Source organism: Microbacterium sp. JC 701 (genome assembly GCF_021026215.1).
GTDB classification, from domain to species: domain Bacteria; phylum Actinomycetota; class Actinomycetes; order Actinomycetales; family Microbacteriaceae; genus Microbacterium; species Microbacterium algihabitans.
In genome coordinates this window covers 15,284-37,454 of record NZ_JAJNCV010000005.1, presented here as the reverse complement: position 1 = coordinate 37,454, position 22,171 = coordinate 15,284, and the positions used below count along the sequence as shown (strand labels likewise).

Sequence of the window (22,171 nt, the reverse complement as noted above, 5' to 3'; positions counted from 1 at the left end):
ATGGATCCAATGGAGGAGAACGGCATGGGACTTCCCGGACTGCGCGGCAGCGACCACATCGGCGTCACCGTGCCCGATCTCGACGAGGCCGAGACCTTCCTCGTCGGCGTCCTCGGAGCGGAGTTGGTGTACACCCTCCCGGGCCGCAGCGGAGAGGGCGACTGGATGACACGGCAGCTCGGCGTGCACCCGCGCACGGCCATCCGCGAGATCCGCTTCTACCGACTGGGCATGGGCACCAACCTCGAGGTGTTCGCCTACGACGCCGCCGACGGGCAGGCCCCTCCCCCGCGCAACAGCGACATCGGCGGCCACCACCTCGCCCTGTACGTCGACGACCTCGACGCCGCCGTCGCCCACCTGCGCGCGCACGACGTCGAGGTGATGGGCGAGCCGGTCTCCAGCGGGGCCGCATCGGCCGGGCAGCGGTGGATCTACTTCCGCGCGCCGTGGGGCATGCAGTTCGAGCTCGTCAGCTCCCCCGAAGGCAAGGCGTACGAGCGCGACGCGCCCACGCTGCTCTGGCACCCCGCGAGGCCCGCCGAATGAGCGGCGCCCTGACCCCGACGCGTGATCACGGGCGAGCCGGCACCGGGATCGCCGACGTGCTGCGCGACGAGATCCTGCGCGGTGTCCACCCGCCCGGCACGCGGATCCGGCAGGAAGACCTCGCCGCCCGGCACACCACGAGCCGCCTCCCCGTGCGGGAGGCCCTGCGTCTGCTCGAGTCCGAGGGACTCGTCACCCTCGTCGCGAACTCCGGCGCGTGGGTTTCGCGCCTGACCCTCGCGGAGTGCGAGGAGCTGTATCTGGTGCGCGAGCGGATCGAACCGGTGCTGCTCGGCCTCAGCGCTCCCCTGCTGACCCCCGCCGACCTCGACGAGCTCGACGGTCTCGCCGATCTCATGGAGGGGGCGGATGCCGAGGAGTTCCTCGTGCACGACCGCGCCTTCCACCTGCTCACGTACGCCCCCGCACGCACCGTGATGCTGGGCGACACCGTCGTCGGCCTCTGGAACCGGACGCACCACTATCGCCGCGCGTTCGTCGCCGCCGCGCACGCGCGACACGACGGCGCGGCCCACCACGACCATCGCCTCCTCGTCGCCGCCCTGCGCCGCGGCGACGCCGAGGAGGCCGCGCACGTGCTCGAGCGGCACATCCGACGCACGCGCATCGAGCTCGAGCGGCATCCGGAGATCTTCGACGCCGACGCCGCACTCAGGTGATGCGCCACCCGCGGTCGACGTAGAGGTTGGTCGCCGAGACTCCTTCGTTGTGCAGCAGGAAACGGGTCGCATCGACGACGTCGGCCATCGTCGCCAGCTCGCCTCCGGGAGTCCGTGACGAGTACGCCTCGAGCACGCCTGAGGGCTTGCCGGCCCAGAAGGGGCTGTCGCCGATGATCCCCGGATGCAGGGCGTTCACGCGCAGGGGCGCGAGCTCCAGCGCGAGCGCGGTGGTGAGTCCCTCGACCCCGCCGTTGATCGTCGAGACCGTGACCGACCCGGGGTAGGGCGCGTCCTTCGCGCGACCGCCGAAGAGCACGATGCCCGTCGAGCGCTGGGGCACGAGCCGATCGAGCAGCGCGTGCACCGTCTCGGTGTACCCCACGAGTTTGAGGGTGACGAGACGCCGAGCGCGGGCGATGTCGTACTCGCGCACGGTGTTGGCGTCGCGCTCGATGGCGGCGAGCACCAGGCCGTCGAGAGGACCGACGTCGGCGAGGGCGGGCGCGATGTGCTCGGGCTCGGAGATGTCGACGGCGATGCCCCGCACGTTCGGTCCGATCTCGGCCGCCACCGCCGCCGCGACGCCCGCATCGCGACCCGTCAGGGTCACCTCGTGTCCGTCGGCGGAGAGGGAGGCGGCGATCTCGCGCCCGATCCCCGAGGTCCCGCCCACCACCAGATATCTGCGCGTCACGCTGCGCCTCCTCTTTCGTCGTCGTCGGATGCCGCGAGCAGACCACGGCGGGTCACTTCGGCGGCCGCACCCCAGTCGAGCTCGGCCAGGTCGGGGTCGTCGAGCGCGCGCTCGAACACGGCCGTCAGCGCGGCGAGGGTCGGAAGGTGCGTGCCCGTCTCGGCGGCGATCTCGGCGCTCAACCGCAGATCCTTGTAACCGAGACCGACGGTGAAGCCGGGCGGGTTGTACGCCTGCGCGGCGATCATTCCGCCGTACCCGCCGTAGACGACTCCTCCGAAGAGCGTCGAGGTGAGGATCTCCACGAACAGGCGCGGGTCGACCCCCCGCGCCTCGACCAGGGCGACCGACTCGCCGATCGCCTGGATCGCGTGGATGATGTCGTAGTTCACCGCGATCTTGACCGCGTTGGCCGTCGGAGCCTCGGCGCCGAGGGGCCAGAGGCGCGCGGCGAAGAGCTCCAGGAACGGCTCAGCGGTCTCGACGGCGGTCGCGTCCCCCGCGACGAGCACGTTGAGCTTGCCCTCCGCGGCCACCGCGGGCCGGCCGAGGACGGGCGCCGCCACGTACCCCGATCCCGCCGCGGCGAAGCGCGACCGCAGCTCCGCCGCCGCCGCCGGGCTGATGGAGGCGAGGTTGACGTGGACGCCTCCGGAAGCGGATGCCACCGCGCCGGCATCCAGCACCCCCAGGGCCGCGGCGTCGTCGGCGAGCATCGAGAACGACACCTCGAACGCCAGGGCGTCCGCGGGGGCCGCGCACGCCACCGCGCCCGCCGCGACGAGATCGTCGACGGCTCCGCGCGAGCGGTTCCACACGTGCACGTCGTGACCGGCGTCGACGAGCCGGCGCGCGAGCGCCGCGCCCATCGAGCCGAGGCCGAGGAAACCGACGGATGCCATCACTGCTCCCCGCGGCCCCACGTGGTGTTCAAGTGCGACTGCGAGTCGCGCTGGTTGTTGAGCGGACCGCCGACGGCGATGTAACGCGGGCCCGCGATGAGCAGCTCCTCGGCGGGGAACTTGGTGATGACCTCGCATCCGTCGGCCGTCACCACGACCTCCTCCTCGATGCGCGCCGCGCCCCATCCGTCGGCCGAGGGCCAGTACGTCTCGAGGGCGAAGACCATGCCCTCCTTGAGCTCCTCGGGGTGATCGAACGAGACCAGACGCGAGAAGATCGGCTTCTCCCAGATCGACAGCCCCACCCCGTGGCCGTACTGCAACGCGAACGCCGCCTCCTCGTCGGCGAAGCCGAACTCCTGCGCCGTGGGCCACACCGAGACGATGTCGGCCGTCGTCGCACCGGGCCGCACGAGCGCGATGGCACGATCCATGTACTCGCGGGCCCGCGTGTACGCGTCCTTCTGCTTCGTGCTCGCCGACCCCACCGCGAACGTGCGGTAGTAGCAGGTGCGGTAGCCGTTCCAGCTGTGCAGGATGTCGAAGAACGCGGGATCGCCGGGGCGGATGAGCCGGTCGGAGAAGACGTGCGGGTGCGGGGAGCACCGCTCGCCCGAGATGGCGTTGACGCCCTCGACGTACTCCGAACCGAGGTCGTAGAGGGTCTTGGCCACGAGACCCACGGCCTCGTTCTCGCGGACGCCGGGGCGGAGGAAGCGGTAGAGGTCCTCGTACGCGGCATCCACCATCGACGCGGCCTGGGTCAGCAGTCGGATCTCATCGCCGGTCTTGATGCGCCGGGCCTCCATGAACACCTGCTGACCGTCGACGACGCGGATGCCGACCTGCTGGAGCGCGAAGAGGATCGGCAGTTCGATCACGTCGACGCCGAGGGGCTGGTCGGCGACGCCGAACTTCTCCAGCTCGCGCTTGATCTTGCGCGCGACCTCCTCGGCGATGCCGGCATCCGGGGGGAACGCCCCGCGCAGCGTCGAGATGCCCGCGCGGGCACCCGACTCGAGGCGCGGACGCTTCGTGCCCTCGTGCGGGGCGTGGGGGTCGGCATCCATCTCCGAGGTCGTGACGTCGAGCCACGGGTTGTACAACGCGTGATGCTTCGCCGCGGATCCGAAGTCCCACGAGATCGGATCGGTGTTGCGGGTGAGCAGGCTGAAGCGGATGAGCTTGTCCATCGCCCACGTGCCGATGTGGGTCGCCGTCATGTAACGGATGTTGGAGAAGTCGAAGGCGAGCACCGCCCCGAGCTCGGAGCGGTCGAGCTCGGCCTTGACCCGCGCCAGCCGTTCGTCGCGCAGGCGATCGAAGTCGACGCGCGCCTCCCAGTCGACACCGTTGGTGCCCGTGGTTCCGGTGTTCTTCATGTTGGGCCTTCCTAGAGGGCTGAAAGAGGGGATGTCGCGGTCGGAGGCGTTCAGCCCGACCGCACGCTCGAGGGGCGGCGGCGGCGGACGAGCAGCATGACCAGCGGCACGACGGCCGCGAACAGCACGAACGCGCCCTGGATCCAGTACTGCCACGACAGACCGAGCGAGAGGAACGCCAGGGCGCTCGTCACCGTCTGCAGGAGTAGCCCTGCCGCCGCGACGGCGAGCGCCGACCCCGACCCGCCGAAGATGCTCGCGCCGGCGATGACGACGGCGGTCACCGAGGTGAGCGTCAACGCCTGCGCGGCGTTGGCGTCGCCGATACCCGACCGCGAGTACACCGCGAGACCCGCGACGGCGGCGAGGGTGCCGGCGGCGACGGATGCCAGCAGCCGGGTGCGCGGCACGCGCACGCCCATGCGGTTGGCCTTGACCGGGTCGGACCCGGCGGCGCGCAGTGCACGGCCCCCGCGGGTGCGCTGGATGACGAACCACATCACGACGGCGAGCGCGACGGCCAGGGCGAGGATCATCGGCACTCCCGCGATCGCGAGGCCGAGGGGCGTCAGCACGTCGGCGCGGGCGGCGCCCCCCGGGCTCGGGCGCAGCACTTGGGCCACCCCGAGCACGGCGATCGAGCTCACCAGCGTCGCGATCACCGGGGGCAGCGAGAGCCGGGTGACGAGCAGGCCGTTGATCCAGCCGACCGCGGCACCCGCGGCCAGGGCGAGCACGACGCCGATGAGGAAGAAGGCGATGCCCTGTTGCGCGAAGAACGACAGGATCACGGCCGACAAGGCGGTGACCGAGCCGATGCTGAGGTCGATGCCCCCGGTCATCACCACTACGAGCTGTGCCAGGCCGACGAAGACGAGCACGCTCGCCGCCGCGAGCAGCTGGCTGATGCTCAGCGGGCTGAGGAACGCCGACGACACGAACGACGTCACGATCGACAGGGCCACCGCGAGCCCGAGCAGCACGACGGCCTGCGTCTCGCCGGCGAAGAGGCTGCGCGAGCGCGAACGTCGCGCGTGCACGGCCACCTCGACCGATGCCGTCTCCGACGACATCACCGCGGCTCCCGTGATGGCCCGCTCGTCGACCTCGTCGCCGACGAGGGTGGTCTGCACGCGCCCGCGGGAGAAGACCACGACGCGATCGCACAGTCCCTCGAGCTCGACGGCATCCGTCGACAGCACGACGACGGCGACACCGGAGGCGGCGAGCTCGCGCAGGAAGGCGTAGATGTCGACGCGGGCGCCGGCGTCGACCCCCTGCGTGGGGTCTTCGACGAGCAGCACCTTCGGGTCGCCGAGTCGACCTCGGGCCAACAACACCTTCTGCTGGTTTCCGCCCGACAGCGAAGACACCGGCACCTCGAAGTGCGGCGTCTTCACGGCCAGACCGGCCACTCCCTCACGGGTCAGGTCGTACTCGCGGCGACGGCGGACGAAGCCGCCGGGCATCGCGGCGCCCAGTGCACCCGCGACGGCGTTCTCGCGGATCGACATCTTGCCGAACATCGCCTCGCCGATGCGATCGCCGGGGAGGAAGACGACCCCCGCCGCCGCGGCGGATCGGCGCGAACGCACCGAGATCTCGCGCCCGCCCACGAGCACCCGGCCGTCGCTCGAGCCGTTGCCGGCGATGCCGCGCAGCACGCGCCGCTGGCCGTTGCCCTCGACACCGGCGAGACCGATGATCTGTCCGGGATAGACCGAGAACGACACGTTCTCGTACCCCTCGCCGCTGAGCTCGAGGACTTCGAGGGCGGGGGTCTCGGATGCCGCCGGAGCGGCCGGCTTGTCGGGGAAGGTCGTCTCGAGCGAGCGTCCGACGATGAGTTCGACGACCTCGTCGGCCGAGAAGTCCTCAACGAGACCGCGGCCCACGACGCGCCCGTCGCGGAGCACCGTGAGGTCGTCGCCGATCTCCATGACCTCGGGGATGCGGTGGGTGATGTAGACGATCGCCACCCCGTCGGCCAGGAGCGAGCGCACCTGGCCGAACAGCCAGGCCGTCTCCTCCGGTCCGAGCGCCTCGGTCGGCTCGTCGAGCACGAGCACCCGGGGATCGGATGCCAAAGCGGCGGCGATCTCCACGAGATGCGCCTCGCGCAACGACAGCGACGACACCTGCGCGTGCGGGTCGATCGACAGCGAAAGACGGGCGAAGTGGGCGGTCACCCACGCCGCCGCCGTGCGCCGCGAGGGGCGCTTGCTCGCCGGCAGGAGCAGCAGCACGGCATCCACCACGCTCAACGAGGGCGCCAGGGCGGGGATCTGGTAGACGATCGCCAGCCCCGCCTCGCGCGCCTCGGCGGGGCGGATGCGGTCGAACTCGCGGCCGGCGAGACCGATGGTCCCGGCATCCGGCACCACCGATCCGGCCGCGATCCCCACGAGCGTGGACTTTCCGGCGCCGTTCTCGCCGAGCACGGCGTGCACGCGACCGGCGGCGATGTCGACCGAGACCGCGTCGAGAGCGGTGACACCGGGGTAGGTCTTGGTGATGCCCGAGAGAGTGAGTGCGGAGGCCACGGCCGTGGGGGTCTCGTTCATCAGCCGAACAGCTTCGTGATCTCGTCGGAGCTCAGCAGCGTCGACGGCGTCGCGTCGGACGGCGCGTCGGGCAGGCAGGCCTCTTCGGGCGTCTTCGACCCCTCGGCCGAACCGGTGGAGTCTTCGAACAGCGACAGCTCGTACAGCGAGGGCTCGTCATCCGCGGTGCCGAACTTCGCGGCGAGCGCCTTGCGCAGGGCCACGCGTCCGATCCAAGTGCGCGACGACACGGTGGCGAGCTCGTAGCCGGGGTTCTTCGCCTTCAGGTCGGCGAAGCCGCAGCTGAGGGAGTTGTCGTCGGTGGAGGTGAGGATCGGCAGAGTCTGGCCCGCGGCCTCGTACGCGCGGATCACGCCCGAGGCGGATGCGCCGTAGTCCGCGATGATCGCGTTGATGGGCGTTCCCTGCGACAGGACGCCGGCCATGGCCTGCTGCGCCTGGGCCGGGTCCCAGTTCGTCCAGATCGGCTCGCTGTTGATGAGCGTGATCTGCGGATTCGCGTCGAAGACCTCCTTGGCTCCGGCGTACTCCTGGGTCGAGACCAGGGCGCCCGAGGGGCCGCCGAAGAACACGACGTTGCCGCCGGCGCTGCCGAGCCGGTCGACGATCCACTGGGCCTTCGACTTGCCCACGAACGAGGGGATCTGGTCGGCGTAGTCGAGGTAGTCGGTGCCCGCCGTGCCCTGGGGGTCGGAGGCGAAGTTCACGACGGTGGAGCCGGCCTGCGTGGCCTGACGGATCGCGGGCAGGTGCGCCTCGCCGGGGCCGGCGTCGGGGATGACGAGGATGATGTCGGTGCCCTTGGCCGCGAGGCTCGTAATGCCGGAGGTCGTGGCCTCGAGGTCGCCGCGACCGGCGATGAACTCGACGCCCGAGATGGCGGCGCACTTGGCCGCCTCGCTCTCGATCTCGGCGAGCACGGTCTTCGACCAGGTGTTGGTGCCGTATCCGTCCACGACGCCGACCGAGACCTTCTCGCTCTCGTCGGAGGGGCAGATGCCCGAGATGTCGGTGAACTGCGACATCGTGCCGGTGCTGCCGGCGGCGATGTCGCCGGTCAGGTTGCTCGATCCTTCGCCGCCGGTTCCGCCGCCGGCGCTGTTGGTCGACGAACAACCGGCGAGCACGAGGGCGCCGAGGGCGATGGCGGCGAGACCTGCTCGCCGCGCGGGTGCTGTGGTGATCATGGGGTACTCCTCTTCGAGTGGTGATCGGGTGGAAGAACGGGTGAGGGCGCGACGGACCGCGCCGCCGGCCGCAGAGGGCTCGCGGGCGAGGGCGATCGGGATGTCAGACCATGGGCCGACGTCGCATGAGGTTCCGGATGCGGGAGGTGGTGCCGCCCAGCTGCAACTGGGCGACGATGCCGACGCCGATGATGAGCGCCTGCACGATGTTCTGCACGGCGGTGGCCTGCGTGAACGTCTGGACCAGCTGCGTGAGCTGGGCGAGGAAGAGGGCGCCGAGCGCCGTGCCCACGACGCTGCCGCGTCCGCCCGTGAGGGCGGTGCCGCCCAGGACCACCGCGGCGATCGACGGCAGGAGGTAGTCGTCGCCGGCCGTCAGGGTCGGCGTGCGCAGCAGACCCGCGAGGAGGATGCCGCCCGCCGCGGCGAGCGCAGCCGACAGGACGTAGGCGACGATCGTGTACCCGCGGGTGCCGACGCCGAGGTTCGCGGCGCTGCGGGGGTTCTCACCGACCAGCTCGAAGCGGCGCCCGAGCCGGGTCATCTTCAGTACGACGTGGATGACGAGGGTCAGGGCGAGGGCGAAGAACACCAGGACGGGGATGCCGCCCCAGCGGCTCAGCGCGAACTGGTTGAGGGCGTCGGGGCTCTGCGTGGCGAAGCCGCCCGAGACCGCCTGCACCGTGCCGATCATGAGCGCGTTGACCGCGATGGTCACCACCAGCGGAGGAAGACCGAACAGGGTGATGACGAGACCGCTGGCCAGGCCGAACGCGGCGACGGCCACGACGGCCGTGACGATCGCGGCGGGCAGCCCCAGGGCGTCGTCCCCGCCGAAGCGGGCCACGATGAGGGCGCCGAGGGTCACGGCCCCCGGGATCGAGAGGTCGAGCCCGCCCTGCTGGATCACAAGGGTCTGGCCTATCGCGACGATCGCGATGAGGGCGGCGAACGGCAGCATCGACACGATCGCCGTCGGTCCGACGCTCCCCGGGGCGATCAGCGGGCTGATCACGAACAGTGCCGCGACCGCGATGAACGCGCGGGTGCCGGGCCAGGCGAGCACCATGCGCGCGGCGGGACCGTGGTCCTTGGGCGCGGTGCGCGGGGGTGCCGCGAGGTCGGTCATGCCGTCACCAGAGCGGGGTGCCAGGTGCCGTCCAGGCGTGCCTCGGGCATCTCGCCGAGCAGGAATTCCCGCGAGGCCTCGGCATCCGCCTTCAGCTTCGCGATGTCGACGCCGACCAGCTCGCCGTCCTTCTTCACCCGGCGCCCCTGCACGAACACGTCACGCACGAGGCCCGGGTGAGCGGAGTACACGAGGCTGCCGATGGGGTTGTTCATCGGGGTGAGGGCGAGCGAGCGGTCGTCGAGCACCACGATGTCGGCGGCCTTGCCCACCGCGATCGAGCCGGTCTTGTCGGCCAGGCCCGCGGCGTGGGCGCCGTCGATCGTGGCGAACTGCACCACCTCGGCGCACGTGAGGCTGATGCGCTCCAGCACTTCTCCGGTGTCCACCGAGGGGGCGTTGTCGAGGGCGCGCTGCATGCCGATCGCGGTGCGCATCGTGGCGAACATGTCACCGCCGTTCGAGCTGCAGACGTCGATCGAGAAGGTGGGACGGATGCCGGCGCGCAGCAGGCGGCCGGTGGCGGGGAAGCCGTGTCCCATCTGCATCTCGACGTCGGGGGCGACCGAGGCGGTCCCGCCGCTGTCGGCGATGAGGCGCAATTCGTCGTCGGCCAGCGTGCAGCAGTGCACGTAGGTGATCCGGTCCGACAGCAGCCCGTCGGCGTCGAGCTTGCGGATCGGGCCGGACTTGCCCCAGTACCCGTCTCCCGCGTGCATGGTGACGCGCAGGTCGAGGTCGGCGGCCAGGCGGAAGTCGGCGACGTTGACCTCGGGGGTGACGAACTGCGGTCCGCGCAGGGCGAGCGCCATCGTGACCAGGCCGTCGTCGGAGGAGAAGTGCTCGTCGCGGACACGACGCGCGTCGTCGGGGTGCACGTTGGCCGAGGGGAGGCTCCCCCACTGGTCGGCTCCGCCGCCGTGGGCGAAGACGGCGCGCATGCCGGTGTCCTTGAGCGCGGCGACGGCGGCGTCGGCGTGCGCGGGGGTGGCGAGGTTGTGCGACCAGTCGACGAGGGTGGTGATCCCCGCGTCGAGGGCCTCGAGGGCTCCGAGGTAGTTCCCGGTGTAGGTGTCCTCGGGGCGGAAGTGCTTGCTGAGGCCCGTGTGCAGTCCGGCGAGGTACTCGGTCAGCGACCAGTCCGACGCGAGGTTGCGGACGACCGACTGCCACGTGTGGCGGTGGGTGTCGACGAAGCCGGGGTGGACGATGCGGCCTCGCACGTCGATCACTTCGGCGTCGGCGGCATCCAGCCCCCGACCGATGGCCTCGATGGTGCCGTCGGCACCGATCAGGATGTCGGTGTCGGTGAGGACCTCGCCGGGTCGGACCGCGGTGATCACGGTCCCTCCCCGCAGCAGCGTGCGCGTGCTCATGGAATGGTGACTCCCTCGTCGAACCGGAGCGTCGTCGCGCCGGTGGTGTTTCGTGATTGGATGCTAAAAAGCCTGACTGAACATGTCAAGTATTTGTTACCACTCTGCTGCACAACGTGCAGTCGAACTACACCTCAGGCGCGTTCCCGGTACAGCGGGATGTCGATCGGAGGCTGCGGGATGAACGACCGCGCCCCGCCCATCTGCGCGTAGAGGTGCTCGTGGGAGCGCTCGAGCGCGTCGGTCGCCGCGCGCACGTCGACGTGGGCGAGCGCTCCCCCGCGCTTGACCACCTTCCCGTCGACGAACACCGTGTCGATGCAGCCGGCGTTGCCCTGCGAGACCACCGCCCCGGTCGGATCCTCTCGGTTCCACCCCACCTGGCTGATGCCCGACATGTCCACCAGCACGATGTCGGCCCTCTTGCCGGGCGTGAGCGAGCCGACGAGGTGGTCGACGCCCGCCGCCCGCGCCCCGTTCAGGGTGGCCCACCGCAGGGCGTCGCGCGTCGTCCACGCCATGCGCTGGGGCGCGCGCATGGCGGCGTACTCGGGCTCGTCGGCGCGGTACCGCGAGGCCTGCAGCACCAGCCGCGCGTGCGAGAGCATGTCACCGCCGTTGCCCGAGACGCAGTCGATGCCCAGACTCGGCCCGGGTGTGTGGGCGGTGCTCTCCGCGATCGCGGGGTATCCCATGCCCATCTGCATCTCGGTCTCGGCGCACACCGACACCGTCACCCCGCTCCCCTGCAGCAGCTCCCACTCGCGCGGGGTGTTGAAGGTGCAGTGCACGAGCAGCAGATCCTCGGCGAGGAGCCCGTGCGCGTGCAGCACCTCGACGTCCTGGAAGAGCTGGCGCACCATGACCTGATTGGCGTGGAAGGTGATGCGCGCCCCCAGCTCCCGCGCGAGGCGGAACTCCGCGGCGACGTCGGCGACGGGCGCGATCGCGAGCTCCTGAGGGGCGATCCCGAAGCGCAGGAGCTGGTCGTCGGTGGAGAAGTAGCGCTCGCGGATCTCGGTCGCCAGCCGCGCACGGGTGGCGAGGGCGGCGGGATCCGACCCGGCCGCCGAGCCGCCGCGCGACTGGCTCCAGGTGTTGGTGGTGATCGGGGTGAGCCCGTGGGCGTAGAGGGCCCGGATGCCGGCATCCCGCAGTCCCGTGACCGCGGCGTGCGCACCGTCGGGGTCGAGGATGTTGTGGCAGTAGTCGACGACCGTGGTGATGCCGGAGTTGAGGGCGTCCAGGGCGCCGACGTAGTTGCCGGCGTACATGTCGTCGGCGCGGTACAGCGGCGCCATGTGCAGGCGGATCCCGCGCAGGTAGTCGGGAATGTTGCCGTCGGCGAGAATGCCGCGCAACGCCGTCTGCCACGTGTGCCGGTGCGTGTCGACCATGCCCGGGATGGCGATCTTGTCGCGGCCGTCGATCACCTCGGCGTCGGCGACGGAGATGTCGGGGCGGATCTCGCGGATCACCCCGTCCTCGATGAGGATGTCCGTGCGCGGGATGTCCCCGAGCCGATCATCGACGGTGGCCGCCGCCACGTTGCGGATGAGAGTGCGCATGCTCGCTCCTTCGCGATCCGTGGGGTCTTCCTCGACCCGACGTTGTGCTGAACTACACGCGACTGTACAGTCACACGCAGATTTGTAAAGTCACAGCAAACGCTTGTCGGAGTCGAGGAGGACCCATGACCAGAGCGAACCCCCGGATCGCCGTGCTCGGAACCGGAGCGCAGGGCGCCAGCATCGGCGCCGACCTGCTGCGCGCCGGACTCGACGTCACCTACATCGAACAGTGGCCCGCCCACGTCGAGGCCATGCGCGAGCGCGGCATCGAGGTGCGACTGCCCGACGAGACGCACGTGACACCGGTGCACCCGCTGCACCTGTGCGAGGTGGCGACCCTGCGCGAGCCGTTCGACATCGTGTTCATCGTGGTCAAGGCCTACGACACCCGGTGGATCGCCGAGCTCATCGCCCCCCACGTCGCCGACGACGGTCTCGTGGTGGGGCTGCAGAACGGCATGACGCAGGACGCGATCGCGGCCGCGGTGGGGCCGCACCGCACGATGGGCGCGGTCATCGAGGTCGCCTCGAACATGTTCGAGCCCGGCATCGTCAACCGCCAGACGCCCGTCGCCGGCTCCTGGTTCGCCGTCGGCGCGTACGACGACTCCGCCCGGGGCCGCGAACCCGAGATCCAAGCCGTGCTCTCGCACACCGGTCGGGTCGACGTCTCCGACGACATCCGCTCCTCGAAGTGGATGAAGCTGGTCGCCAACGCCGGAGAGCTCGTACCCTCCGCCATCCTCGACCTCCCCCTCGCGTCGGCCGTGGCGCTCCCGGGCGTGCACGACTTCATGATCGAGTGCGGAAAGGAGGCGGCCCGCGCGGCTCTCGCCGACGGCAGCCGTCTCGTTCCGATCTTCGGCCTCACCGACGACGCCGTGACCGATCCCGACCGCTACGCCTCCGACCTGCTCGGGGCGGTGCTCGACAGCTTCTCGCTGCCCGACACCAAGACGACGGTGCTGCAGGACTGGATGAAGGACCGGCACGGCGAGTACGCCGAGGTGAACGGTCTGATCGTCTCGGTGCTCGAAGCCGCGGGGCAGGACGCCCCCTACAACGCCCACACCGTCCACCTCGCGCGCGAGATCGAGGCGGGGCGGATGCCGCGGTCGACGGCGAACCTCGAGATCCTCCTCGACGTGCCTCGGCGGGGCTGAGGCCGCGGGTGTTCAGGCGCGGCGCACAGAACCGGCGCACGGCGGCGGGTAGCGTGGACCCCCGAGAGGCGGGGGCTCCGTGACGGGGATCGCCGCCCTCGGACGAGGAGGCGCCGAGATGACCGACGACATCGGCAGCAGACTGCGCGACGCACGGCTGCAGAAGGGCTTCAGCCTGCGCAGCGTGGCCACCGCGCTCGGGGTTTCGGCGAGCTTGATCTCGCAGGTCGAGACGGGCAAGACCCAGCCCTCCGTCTCGACCCTGTACGCGATGGTCACCCACCTCGGCATCTCCATCGACGAGCTGCTCGGCGTCTCGCCCACCTCGCACGTGGGCGCGGCAGCCCCCGCCCCCGAGCCCGTGGCGGGCGACCCCACGGTGCAGCACGCGGCCGACAACGCCGTGCTCGACATGGAGAACGGCGTGCGCTGGGAGCGCCTCGCCGCCGGAGCCGGACCCGCTGACGCCCTCCTCGTCACCTATGAGCCCGGGGCGTCCAGCTCGGTCGAGGGCAAGATGATGCGCCACGCGGGCATGGAGTACGCCTATCTCCTCGAGGGCGAGCTCACGCTCCGCCTCGAGTTCGACACCTTCACGCTGCACGCCGGAGACAGCCTGCACTTCGACTCCGTGCGACCGCATCTCTACGTCAACAGCAGCGACGCGATCGCCCGCGGGATCTGGTTCGTCGTCGGCCGCCGCGAGCACAATCAGGCCATGCCCTCGGCGGGGCAGAACCTCGGCGCCCCGCGCGACACGATCGGCTCGGCCGTCGACGTGCTGCGCGCGATGGACGACCTCGATCGCTGAGCGCGCTCAGCGCGCCGATCCGTGGCGCGCGGGTCGACGCTGCGTTGCTGCGGGGTCGATCACCGTCTTGATCTGACGCGCGCCCCCGTCGGTCAACGGCACGAGCGCCCCTTCGGCGACCTCGTCGAGCGGAAGGACCTCGGAGGCGAGGTCGCTCCAGTCCGCGCGCGCGGAAAGCAACTCGACGGCACGCGGGAGGTCGGCGGCCATCGCGTGCGCGACGGTGCCCACGATCGTGTACTCGCGCAGAGTCCACGCGCCCAGCGGCACGGGGATCTCGTCGCGCTGGATGCCGACGGGCACGAGCACCGCCCCGGGAAGCGCCGCGGCGACCACCTCGTCCCAGCCGGCCCGCGAGCCGCTCACCTCGAACAGCACGTCGGCCTCACGACCGGCGTCCGCGAGAGCCTCGGCGAGCGAGCGCTCTCCGGCGAGCAGCGTCGACTCGGCTCCGAGCGCGCGCGCCAGGTCCAACCTCTCCGCGGAGCGGTCGACCGCCAGCACGCGCGCCCCCACGGCCGCCGCCGCGTGGGTGAGGAAGGCCCCGATGCCGCCGATGCCCAAGACCACGGCATCCTGTCCCGCCGTCAGTCCACTGCGGGCGACCGCGTGCACGGCGATGGCCATCGGCTGCGCCAGGGCGAGGGTGTCGGCGGTGAGGGCGCTCGCGGTGACATCGAGCAGGGTCGCCGCGGGCACCGCCACGAACTCGGCCAGTCCCCCGTCGACCTGGAGTCCCGCGGTGCGGTACCGGCGACACAGGTTCGTGCGTCCTGCACGGCACGGCTTGCAGCGCCCGCACGAGATCCCCGCTCCGCACACCACCTGCGCTCCGACGGCGAGATCGACGCCGTCGCCGACCGCCTCGATCGTCCCGGTGAACTCGTGTCCGAGCACGACCGGCAGCTCGGTCAGCACCGGGCCGCGGGTGTACTCGGTGGCATCCGACCCGCACACCCCGCACCCGGTGACGCGCACGAGCGCCTCGCCCGGTCCCGGCGTCGGGATCTCCCTCTCCTCGATGCGCAGGTCTCCCGCGGCGTGGAGCACCGCGGCGCGCATGCGCGTCACAGCGCGGTTCCGTCGGGCACGACGATCTGCACGGCCTGGCGCGTCTCGATCATGCGCGCGAGGTGCGCGTCGTAGACCGCCGCGTGCTGCGGCGAGTCGAGGTAGGCCGTCAGCGCCGCGTCGTCGTCCACGAGGGCGACCACGCCGTAGTCGCTGGGGCTCGGACGCAGGCGCAGATTGGGCCCGCAGCGATAGGCGTGCAGCATCGGCAGAGCGGATGCCATGTCCTCGAGCGCGGCCGTCAGCGCCTCCACCTCCTCGTCGCCGACGTCGGCCTTCCAGGTGAACAGCGCGGCGTGCAGGATCATGCGGTCCTCTCAGTCCTGGGCACGGGCGACGACGTGCGCGTCGCCGTCGGTGTAGCGGTAGGGGTTCTCGATCGCCTCGTCGACGGGGATCTCGGGGTGCATGCCCTCGGCCCACGCCTTCTCGCCGAGCTTCGAGCGCACGTACTCGACCGAGGCGGCGACCTTGTCGCGCACGGGCGCGAGCGGAAGCCCGATGCGCACGCCCTGGTACTTCACCACGCGTCCGTCGACGACGACGGTGTGCACGTCGGCCGTGCCGGCCTGGTACACCACGTGGGCGTAGGGGTGCAGGATCGGCGTCATCGCGGGCGACTCGTCGTTCTTGATGAGCACGATGTCGGCGCGCTTGCCCGGGGTGAGGGAGCCGATGCGGTCCTCCATCCCGAGCGAGAGGGCGCCGCCCATGGTCGCCATCCGCAGCACGTCCTCCGCCCGGAGGCGGTTCGCGACGATCGTCTCACCGCGCGCGTGGGCCTCGAGGTGGTCGCGCGATCGGTCGGCGCTGAGGGTGGCGCGCATCGCGGAGAAGAAGTCGGCGCTCCACCACACGCTCGTGTCCATCGACAGCGAGGCCGGAATCCCGTGCTTGCGAATCGCCCAGGTCGAGGGGTATCCCTGCCCGGCGCTCTGCTCCGACTCGGTGGCCACCGACACCGTGCCGCCGGTGGCCGCGATCTTCTGGTAGCTCTGCTCGTTCAGCGACGCCGAGTGCACGTAGCAGACCTCGGGGGTCATGAATCCGGCGTCGTACATCTGCGTGATGGCGGTGTCGGTGGTCGCTCCCCACACACCGGCGTGCGTGGTGACGCGAAGACCCAGGTCGCGTGCGGCCTCGAAGGCGCCGCGCTCGGGGAAGTCGGAGGCGCCGGGCACGTCGAAGGCGAGCTGCAGGCCCATCATGTCGTTCGGGCTCGAGAAGTTCCGCGAGACGAAGTCGCGGAACTCGGGGGCGTTCGCCCATTCCCATGGGGCGCCGAGGTAGTTGCCGTAGCCGAGCACGAAGCGCCCCGGGATCTCGCGCAGTGCCTGGAGGGCGGCTTCGCCGTACTCGGGGGTGCGCAGACCGTGCGACCAGTCCAGGGTCGTCGTCACGCCCGTGTCGACGGACTCGAGGGCACTGAGGAGGTTGCCGGCGTAGACGTCCTCGGGGCGGAACACCTCGCCCCAGTTCAAGTAGTAGAAGACGAAGTACTGGCTCAGCGCCCAGTCGCCGCCGAAGCCGCGCAACGCCGACTGCCACATGTGCCGGTGCGTGTCGACGAAGCCCGGCGTCACGATGCCCCCGGAGGCGTCGATCTCGAGGGTGCCCTCGGGCACCTCGAGTCGGTGCCCCACGGCGGCGATGTCGCGACCGATCACGAGGACGTCGGCGTCGTCGAGAACGCCCTGCTCATCCATCGTGATGACGGTGGCGCCTCGGAAGACGAACGGGCGGTCGGCCGAGAACTGCTCGGCCGCGGGTGCGGTTTCGGTCATGGCTTCTCCCCATCGAGAATGTTCGTTCCTGGTTTACACTCTCTCGTAGGATCCGGCAAGAGTCCGCTTTTCGTTCAGCATTGTTGGATTAAGTCGCGGCACACACCCCATGCGTTCGCTCTCACTCCAACGAAGGAGCACGATGTCCATATCGTCCATCGCCGTGCTGGGCACCGGCGCCAATGGAGCGTCGATCGGCGCCGACCTCATCGACGCGGGTCTCGACCCGGTCTTCATCGAGCAGTGGCCCGCGCACGTCGAAGCCATGCGGGCGGAGGGGCTGCGCGTGCACACTCCCTCGGGCACGCGCCACGTGCACCCGCGGGTGCTGCACCTGTGCGAGGTGGCGACCCTGCGGGAGCGGTTCGACCTCGTGCTGCTGGTGACGAAGGCCTACGACGCGCGATGGGCCTCGGCCCTCATCGAGCCGTACCTCGCGGACGACGGGGCCATCGCGGCGGTGCAGAACGGCATGACGACGCAGACGGTGGCCGACGTGGTCGGCCCCGATCGCTGCGTCGGGACGGTCATCGAGATCTCCTCGACCATGACCGAGCCGGGGATCGTGCATCGTCACGTCGACCCGGAACGCTCGTGGTTCGCCGTGGACGCCACGGCCCCACGGGGGCCCGACGTCGCCGACGTGCTCTCGCACGCGGGCGAGGTCGCCCGGGTGGACGACATCGGATCGGCGAAGTGGATGAAGCTCGTCAGCAACGCCTCGGTCCTCGTCCCGACGGCGGCGCTCGGCCTGCCCATGGTCGACGCGATCCGGGTCCCGGGCATGCGCGAGCTCATGCTCGACGCCGGCCGCGAGGCGCTGCGCGTCGCGGGTGAGCACCGAGTGCTCCCGATCTTCGGGCTGACCGAGGCGTCCATCGCCGAATCCGACGACGTCGTCGACACGATGCTCGACGTGCTCTACTCGCGCTTCACCGTGCCCGGGGCCACCACCACGGTCCTGCAGGACTGGGGCAAGGGTCGTCGCAGCGAAGTCGACGACATCAACGGCGCCGTGGTCGCGGCGGGCCGGCGACTCGGCATCCCGACTCCCGTCAACGACGCGATCGTCGCGGTCGGGCACGCGATCGAGCGCGGCGAGTTCGAGCCCTCCCTCGCCACGCTCGACCGGATGCGTCCGGCCTGAGCCGTCAGCGCGCCGCGCGCATCGTCGACACCTGGTACAGGGCGACGGATGCCGCGATCCCGGCGTTGAGCGACTCGGTCGCCGTCGAGATGGGGATCGACACGACCTGGTCGCAGGTCTCGGTGACCAGGCGCGACAGGCCCTTGCCCTCGGAGCCCACGACGATCAGCACGGGGCGGTCGGCGAGCTCGAGGGCGGGAAGCGACACGTCGCCGTCGCCGTCGAGGCCGAGCACGAACACACCCTGCTTCTTGAACTCTTTGAGCGTCGCCGTCAGGTTCGCCGCGAGCGCGACGGGGATGCGGGCGGCCGCTCCGGCGCTGGTCTTCCAGGCGGCGGAGTTGACGCTCGCCGAGCGGCGCTGCGGAATGATCAGGCCCTGACCGCCGAACGCGCCCGTCGAGCGGATGATCGCGCCGAGGTTGCGGGGGTCGGTGACGCCGTCGAGGGCCACCAGCAGCGGCACCTCGCCGCGGTCGATGATCTGCTCGAGCAGGTCCTGCGGGTGGGCGTAAGAGTAGGGCGGCACCTTGAGCGCGACGCCCTGGTGCACGCCATCGAAGCCGGCCATGCGGTCGAGCTCGGGGCGCGTGACCTCGAGCACCGGGATGCCGCGGTTGGTCGCGATCGACAGCATCTCCTTGACGCGGTCGTCCATCTCGACGCGCTGGGCGATGTACATCGCCGTGGCGGGGATCTTCGCGCGCAGCGCCTCGAGCACGGAGTTGCGGCCGGTGACCGTCTCGGTGTCGTCGGCGGCCTTGGGGCTCTTGCGGTTGGGGTTGCCGACCGCACGCACACCGGGGCGGCCCTTACCGCCGGCGGCGGCATAGCGCTCTTCGGCGGCCTTGCGCTTGCCGGCGGGGTGCCAGGCGCGGTCCTCGGCCTTGGGGGTGGGACCGCGACCCTCGAGCGCCTTGCGGGAGTGCCCGCCGGTGCCCTTGAGCGGCCCCTTCTTCTTGCCGGGGTTGCGTGCTCCCGGGCGTCCAGGCTTAGCCATCGATACTCCAATGTGTTCCGGCTGGAGTGTCTTCCAGCGTGATTCCTGCGGCGGCGATCGCGTCTCTGATGCGATCCGCGGCCGCCCAATCCTTGTCCGCACGCGCGTGTGCGCGCTGCGTGATCATCGTCTGGACCAGGGTGTCCAGAGCGGCGGTTTCGGCTCCTCCGCCGACGCTGCTCCACTGGGGAGAATGCGGATTGATCCCCAGGAGGAGCGTCATCTGCTGGACGTCCGAGACGTCCTGCTTCGCTTCATCGTACTTGCCCGCGTCGAGCAGCGCATTTCCCGACCGGATGCTGGTGTGGATCGCGGCCAGCGCCCGGGGCACCGAGAGGTCGTCGTCCATCGCCTCGACGAACTCCGTCGGAAGGCCTTCCTTCGCCTCCGACCAGCCCGGGCGAGCGACGCGCTCGGCGCGCTCGAGGAAACTGCGGATGCGACCGAGGGCCGACTCGGCCTCGGCCCACGACGCCTCGCTCAGGTCGAGGTTGGAGCGGTAGTGCGCCGCGGCGAGGGCGTAGCGCACCACGAGCGGGTCGTGGGCGTCGAGCACGTCGGCGGCGAGCGTGAAGTTGCCGAGCGACTTCGACATCTTCTGTCCGTCGACGGTGACGAGGCCGTTGTGCACCCAGTAGCGGGCGAAGGCGTCACCCGCGGCAGTCGACTGGGCGATCTCGTTCTCGTGGTGCGGGAAGCGCAGGTCGAGACCGCCGCCGTGGATGTCGAACTCCGGACCCAGGTATCGGCGCGACATCGCCGAGCACTCGATGTGCCAGCCGGGTCGTCCGGCGCCCCACGGCGATGCCCAGGTGGCCGAGGCGGGCTCGTCGGCCTTGGAGCCCTTCCACAGCGCGAAGTCGCGCGGATCGCGCTTGCCCCGGGGATCGGCGTCGGTCGCCGACTCCATCGCGTCGAGGCTCTGGCGGGTCAGCTCGCCGTAGGCCGGCCACGAGCGCACGTCGAAGTACACGTCGCCGGCGGCGGCGTAGGCGTGACCGCGCTCGATGAGCTCGGCGATCAGTTCCTGCATCTGCGTGACCGATGCGGTCGCGCGCGGCTCGTAGGTCGGGGGCAGGATGCCGACGGCGGCATACGCCCGAGAGAACTCGAGCTCCATGCGATAGGCCAACGCCCACCAGGGCTCGTCGTCGCTCGCGTTGGCGAGCACCTTGTCGTCGATGTCGGTGACGTTGCGCACGAACGTGACTCGGCCGTAGCGGTGGGCGAGCCATCGGCGCAGCAGATCGAAGGCGAGGGCGGCGCGCACGTGACCGATATGGGGACCGGACTGCACGGTGGGCCCGCAGACGTAGACCGTGACGTTCGAGGGGTCGAGGGGAACGAAGTCGCGCAGCTCCTGCGCTTTCGTGTCATACAGCCGAACGGTCACCGGGCCAGCCTACCGGCCGCCCCTCGCGGCGACCCGTGCGTGAAACACGCAGCGGTTAGGGTGCCGACGTGAACCTCACCATCCGCCCCGACGACCTGTCCGGAGAACCCACGCGCGCCCTCGTCGCCGCCCACCTCGCCGGAATGCACGAGAACACCCCGGCCGAGAGCGTCCACGCCCTCGACGTCGATCGCCTCGCCTCCGACGGCGTGACCGTGTGGTCGGCCTGGATCGACGGCGAGATCGCCGGCATCGGCGCCTGCAAAGACCTCGGCGACCAGCGGGCGGAGCTCAAGTCGATGCGTGTCGTCGAGGCGCACCTGGGTCGCGGTGTGGGCCGCGCGATCCTGCGTCGCATCATGGCCGATGCGCGAGAACGCGGCATCCGGAGCCTCTGGCTCGAGACCGGCAGCACGGCCGACTTCGTCGCGGCCCGGCGGCTCTACGCGAGCGAGGGTTTCGTGGAGTGCCCGGCGTTCGCGCCGTACGCACCCGACCCGCTGTCGACCTTCATGACGCGCGAGCTCTAGGCCGGCACGACGAGCGCGGTCGCGAAGGCCGCGACCCCCTCGGTGCGTCCCGTGAAGCCCAGGCCGTCCGTGGTGGTCGCGCTCACCGAGACGGGGGCGCCGCCGAGGGCGCGGGAGAGGGCCTGCTCGGCCTCGACGCGACGCGCGGCGAAGCGCGGGCGATTGGCCTGCACCTGCACCGCGACGTTGCCCACCCGCCACCCGGCCGCCGCCAGCAGGCCGACCGTGTGCGTGAGGAAGGCGGTGGCGTGCGCGCCGGCGAACTCCGGCCGATCGGTGCCGAAGTGCGTGCCGATGTCGCCGAGCCCCGCCGCGGCGAGCAGGGCGTCGACGATCGCGTGCGCGACCGCGTCGCCGTCGGAGTGGCCCGAGAGCGCCTGCTCCCCCGGCCATTCGAGGCCCGCGAGCCAGAGGATGCCGTCGCCGCCGAAACCGTGGACGTCGGTGCCCAGGCCCACGCGCGGGATGCCGGTCGCCGGTGTCGGCGCGGCCTCGACCTCGGGGGCGGCCGTGACGAGCGAACGGGCACGCTCGAGGTCGGGAGCGGTCGTGACCTTGAAGGCGCGGGCATCGCCCTCGACCGTGACGACGGGGTGCCCGGCGGCGGCGACGAGAGCGGCGTCGTCGGTGTGGTCCGCGTCGGCGGATGCCACGGCCGCCTCGAGCACGGATCGTCGGAAGCCCTGCGGCGTCTGGGCCGCGGCGAGCTCCGACCGATCCACCGCGGCGACGACCCGGCCCGCTCCGTCGACGCGCTTGATCGTGTCGACGACGGGGAGAACGGGGATCACGGCGACCGCGCCGTCGTCGAGCGCCGCCACGACGCGCTCGAACACCGCGGCCGGGGTCAGCGCCCGGGCGGCGTCGTGCACGAGAACGGTGTCGACATCGCCCCACAGGGCCGTGAGCCCCGCGGCGACGGACTGCTGCCGGGTCGCTCCGCCCGTGACGACCGTCACGAGCTCGCCCCGGTCGCCCGCGGCGTCGAGCGCGTCGGTCGTCGCGTCGCCCTCGTAGCCCTCGGGCACGACCACCACGACCTGCGCGGCCGGGGCGCAGAACACGCCCCGCAACGCGTGGTGCAGGATCGACCGGGCGTCGAGGCCGACGAACGCCTTGGGTGCTCCCCCGCGCAGGCGGGTGCCGGAGCCGGCCGCGACGACGATGACCGCGAGGTGGGGGACGGGGGTGAGAGTCACCCGATCACGCTAGCGCGAGCCGACGCACCCCGGGGA

The 22,171-nt window shown here is 71.1% G+C and carries 20 protein-coding genes; 6 read left to right on the top strand and 14 right to left on the bottom strand.

The window, feature by feature from the left end; all coding sequences use genetic code 11:
- Positions 1-24: 24 nt before the first annotated feature.
- Positions 25-549 (top strand): VOC family protein, encoded by a 525-nt coding sequence (locus tag LPW41_RS15690; RefSeq protein WP_144833875.1) that lies wholly within the window; start codon positions 25-27, stop codon positions 547-549.
- On the top strand, positions 546-1,229 hold the full coding sequence (locus LPW41_RS15685; protein WP_230705357.1) for a GntR family transcriptional regulator: 684 nt from the start codon (positions 546-548) through the stop codon (positions 1,227-1,229). Before LPW41_RS15690 ends, LPW41_RS15685 begins: the two co-directional genes overlap by 4 nt.
- Here LPW41_RS15685 and LPW41_RS15680 read toward each other — a convergent pair.
- The 8 genes from LPW41_RS15680 to LPW41_RS15645 all read right to left on the bottom strand — a co-directional run bounded on the left by LPW41_RS15680 (position 1,222) and on the right by LPW41_RS15645 (position 12,034).
- On the bottom strand, positions 1,222-1,926 hold the full coding sequence (locus tag LPW41_RS15680; RefSeq protein WP_144833871.1) for an SDR family oxidoreductase: 705 nt from the start codon (positions 1,924-1,926) through the stop codon (positions 1,222-1,224). The two genes, LPW41_RS15685 and LPW41_RS15680, sit on opposite strands and share 8 nt — an antisense overlap.
- On the bottom strand, positions 1,923-2,828 hold the full coding sequence (locus LPW41_RS15675; RefSeq protein ID WP_230705356.1) for an NAD(P)-dependent oxidoreductase: 906 nt from the start codon (positions 2,826-2,828) through the stop codon (positions 1,923-1,925). The genes LPW41_RS15680 and LPW41_RS15675 overlap by 4 nt, the downstream gene beginning before the upstream one ends.
- Positions 2,828-4,210, bottom strand: coding sequence for a Xaa-Pro peptidase family protein (locus tag LPW41_RS15670; protein WP_144833868.1), 1,383 nt, complete (start codon positions 4,208-4,210; stop codon positions 2,828-2,830). Before LPW41_RS15670 ends, LPW41_RS15675 begins: the two co-directional genes overlap by 1 nt.
- Before the next feature lie 50 nt (positions 4,211-4,260).
- Positions 4,261-6,774, bottom strand: a complete 2,514-nt coding sequence (locus tag LPW41_RS15665) for an ATP-binding cassette domain-containing protein (protein WP_230705355.1) — start codon at positions 6,772-6,774, stop codon at positions 4,261-4,263.
- Positions 6,774-7,961, bottom strand: a complete 1,188-nt coding sequence (locus tag LPW41_RS15660) for a substrate-binding domain-containing protein (RefSeq protein WP_144833864.1) — start codon at positions 7,959-7,961, stop codon at positions 6,774-6,776. The genes LPW41_RS15665 and LPW41_RS15660 overlap by 1 nt, the downstream gene beginning before the upstream one ends.
- Positions 7,962-8,064: 103 nt before the next feature.
- Positions 8,065-9,090: an ABC transporter permease gene (locus LPW41_RS15655; protein ID WP_154097479.1), complete on the bottom strand. Its 1,026-nt coding sequence runs from the start codon at positions 9,088-9,090 to the stop codon at positions 8,065-8,067.
- Positions 9,087-10,466, bottom strand: a complete 1,380-nt coding sequence (locus LPW41_RS15650; RefSeq protein WP_230705354.1) for an amidohydrolase family protein — start codon at positions 10,464-10,466, stop codon at positions 9,087-9,089. Before LPW41_RS15650 ends, LPW41_RS15655 begins: the two co-directional genes overlap by 4 nt.
- A 134-nt stretch (positions 10,467-10,600) precedes the next feature.
- Positions 10,601-12,034, bottom strand: a complete 1,434-nt coding sequence (locus LPW41_RS15645) for an amidohydrolase family protein (protein WP_230705353.1) — start codon at positions 12,032-12,034, stop codon at positions 10,601-10,603.
- Between the two features lie 125 nt (positions 12,035-12,159).
- Here LPW41_RS15645 and LPW41_RS15640 point away from each other — a divergent pair, with 125 nt between their 5' ends.
- Together LPW41_RS15640 and LPW41_RS15635 are read left to right on the top strand one after the other, a co-directional pair.
- Positions 12,160-13,200 (top strand): ketopantoate reductase family protein, encoded by a 1,041-nt coding sequence (locus LPW41_RS15640; protein ID WP_144833856.1) that lies wholly within the window; start codon positions 12,160-12,162, stop codon positions 13,198-13,200.
- A 118-nt stretch (positions 13,201-13,318) separates the two neighbouring features.
- Positions 13,319-14,011 (top strand): helix-turn-helix domain-containing protein, encoded by a 693-nt coding sequence (locus LPW41_RS15635; protein WP_144833854.1) that lies wholly within the window; start codon positions 13,319-13,321, stop codon positions 14,009-14,011.
- Between the two features lie 6 nt (positions 14,012-14,017).
- On the opposite strand, the gene LPW41_RS15630 is transcribed toward LPW41_RS15635, so the two are convergent.
- Genes LPW41_RS15630 through LPW41_RS15620 form a run of 3 tightly spaced genes read right to left on the bottom strand, consistent with a single transcriptional unit; the run spans position 14,018 to position 16,866 of the window.
- Positions 14,018-15,073, bottom strand: coding sequence for a zinc-binding dehydrogenase (locus LPW41_RS15630; RefSeq protein WP_230705454.1), 1,056 nt, complete (start codon positions 15,071-15,073; stop codon positions 14,018-14,020).
- Positions 15,074-15,078: 5 nt separating this feature from the next.
- Entirely contained in the window at positions 15,079-15,390 is a 312-nt protein-coding gene (locus tag LPW41_RS15625; protein WP_144833850.1) for a Dabb family protein, read from the bottom strand.
- A gap of 9 nt (positions 15,391-15,399) precedes the next feature.
- The gene (locus tag LPW41_RS15620) at positions 15,400-16,866 is read right to left on the bottom strand and encodes an amidohydrolase family protein (RefSeq protein WP_144833848.1); all 1,467 of its coding nucleotides are present in this window, start codon (positions 16,864-16,866) and stop codon (positions 15,400-15,402) included.
- Positions 16,867-17,008: 142 nt separating this feature from the next.
- Here LPW41_RS15620 and LPW41_RS15615 point away from each other — a divergent pair, with 142 nt between their 5' ends.
- Positions 17,009-18,013: a ketopantoate reductase family protein gene (locus LPW41_RS15615; RefSeq protein WP_144833846.1), complete on the top strand. Its 1,005-nt coding sequence runs from the start codon at positions 17,009-17,011 to the stop codon at positions 18,011-18,013.
- Positions 18,014-18,017: 4 nt separating this feature from the next.
- Here LPW41_RS15615 and rlmB read toward each other — a convergent pair whose 3' ends face one another.
- A complete protein-coding gene (rlmB, locus tag LPW41_RS15610; RefSeq protein WP_144833844.1) occupies positions 18,018-19,013 on the bottom strand; it encodes a 23S rRNA (guanosine(2251)-2'-O)-methyltransferase RlmB in 996 nt (331 codons plus the stop codon).
- The gene (cysS, locus tag LPW41_RS15605) at positions 19,006-20,406 is read right to left on the bottom strand and encodes a cysteine--tRNA ligase (protein ID WP_144833842.1); all 1,401 of its coding nucleotides are present in this window, start codon (positions 20,404-20,406) and stop codon (positions 19,006-19,008) included. Before cysS ends, rlmB begins: the two co-directional genes overlap by 8 nt.
- A 68-nt stretch (positions 20,407-20,474) precedes the next feature.
- On the opposite strand from cysS, the gene LPW41_RS15600 reads away from it, so the two are divergent.
- Positions 20,475-20,936 (top strand): GNAT family N-acetyltransferase, encoded by a 462-nt coding sequence (locus LPW41_RS15600; RefSeq protein WP_230705352.1) that lies wholly within the window; start codon positions 20,475-20,477, stop codon positions 20,934-20,936.
- Here the strand turns inward: LPW41_RS15600 and ispD are convergent.
- Complete coding sequence (gene ispD, locus LPW41_RS15595) at positions 20,933-22,135, bottom strand: 2-C-methyl-D-erythritol 4-phosphate cytidylyltransferase (protein WP_230705351.1); 1,203 nt, start codon at positions 22,133-22,135, stop codon at positions 20,933-20,935. The genes LPW41_RS15600 and ispD overlap by 4 nt on opposite strands.
- Positions 22,136-22,171 lie beyond the last annotated feature (36 nt).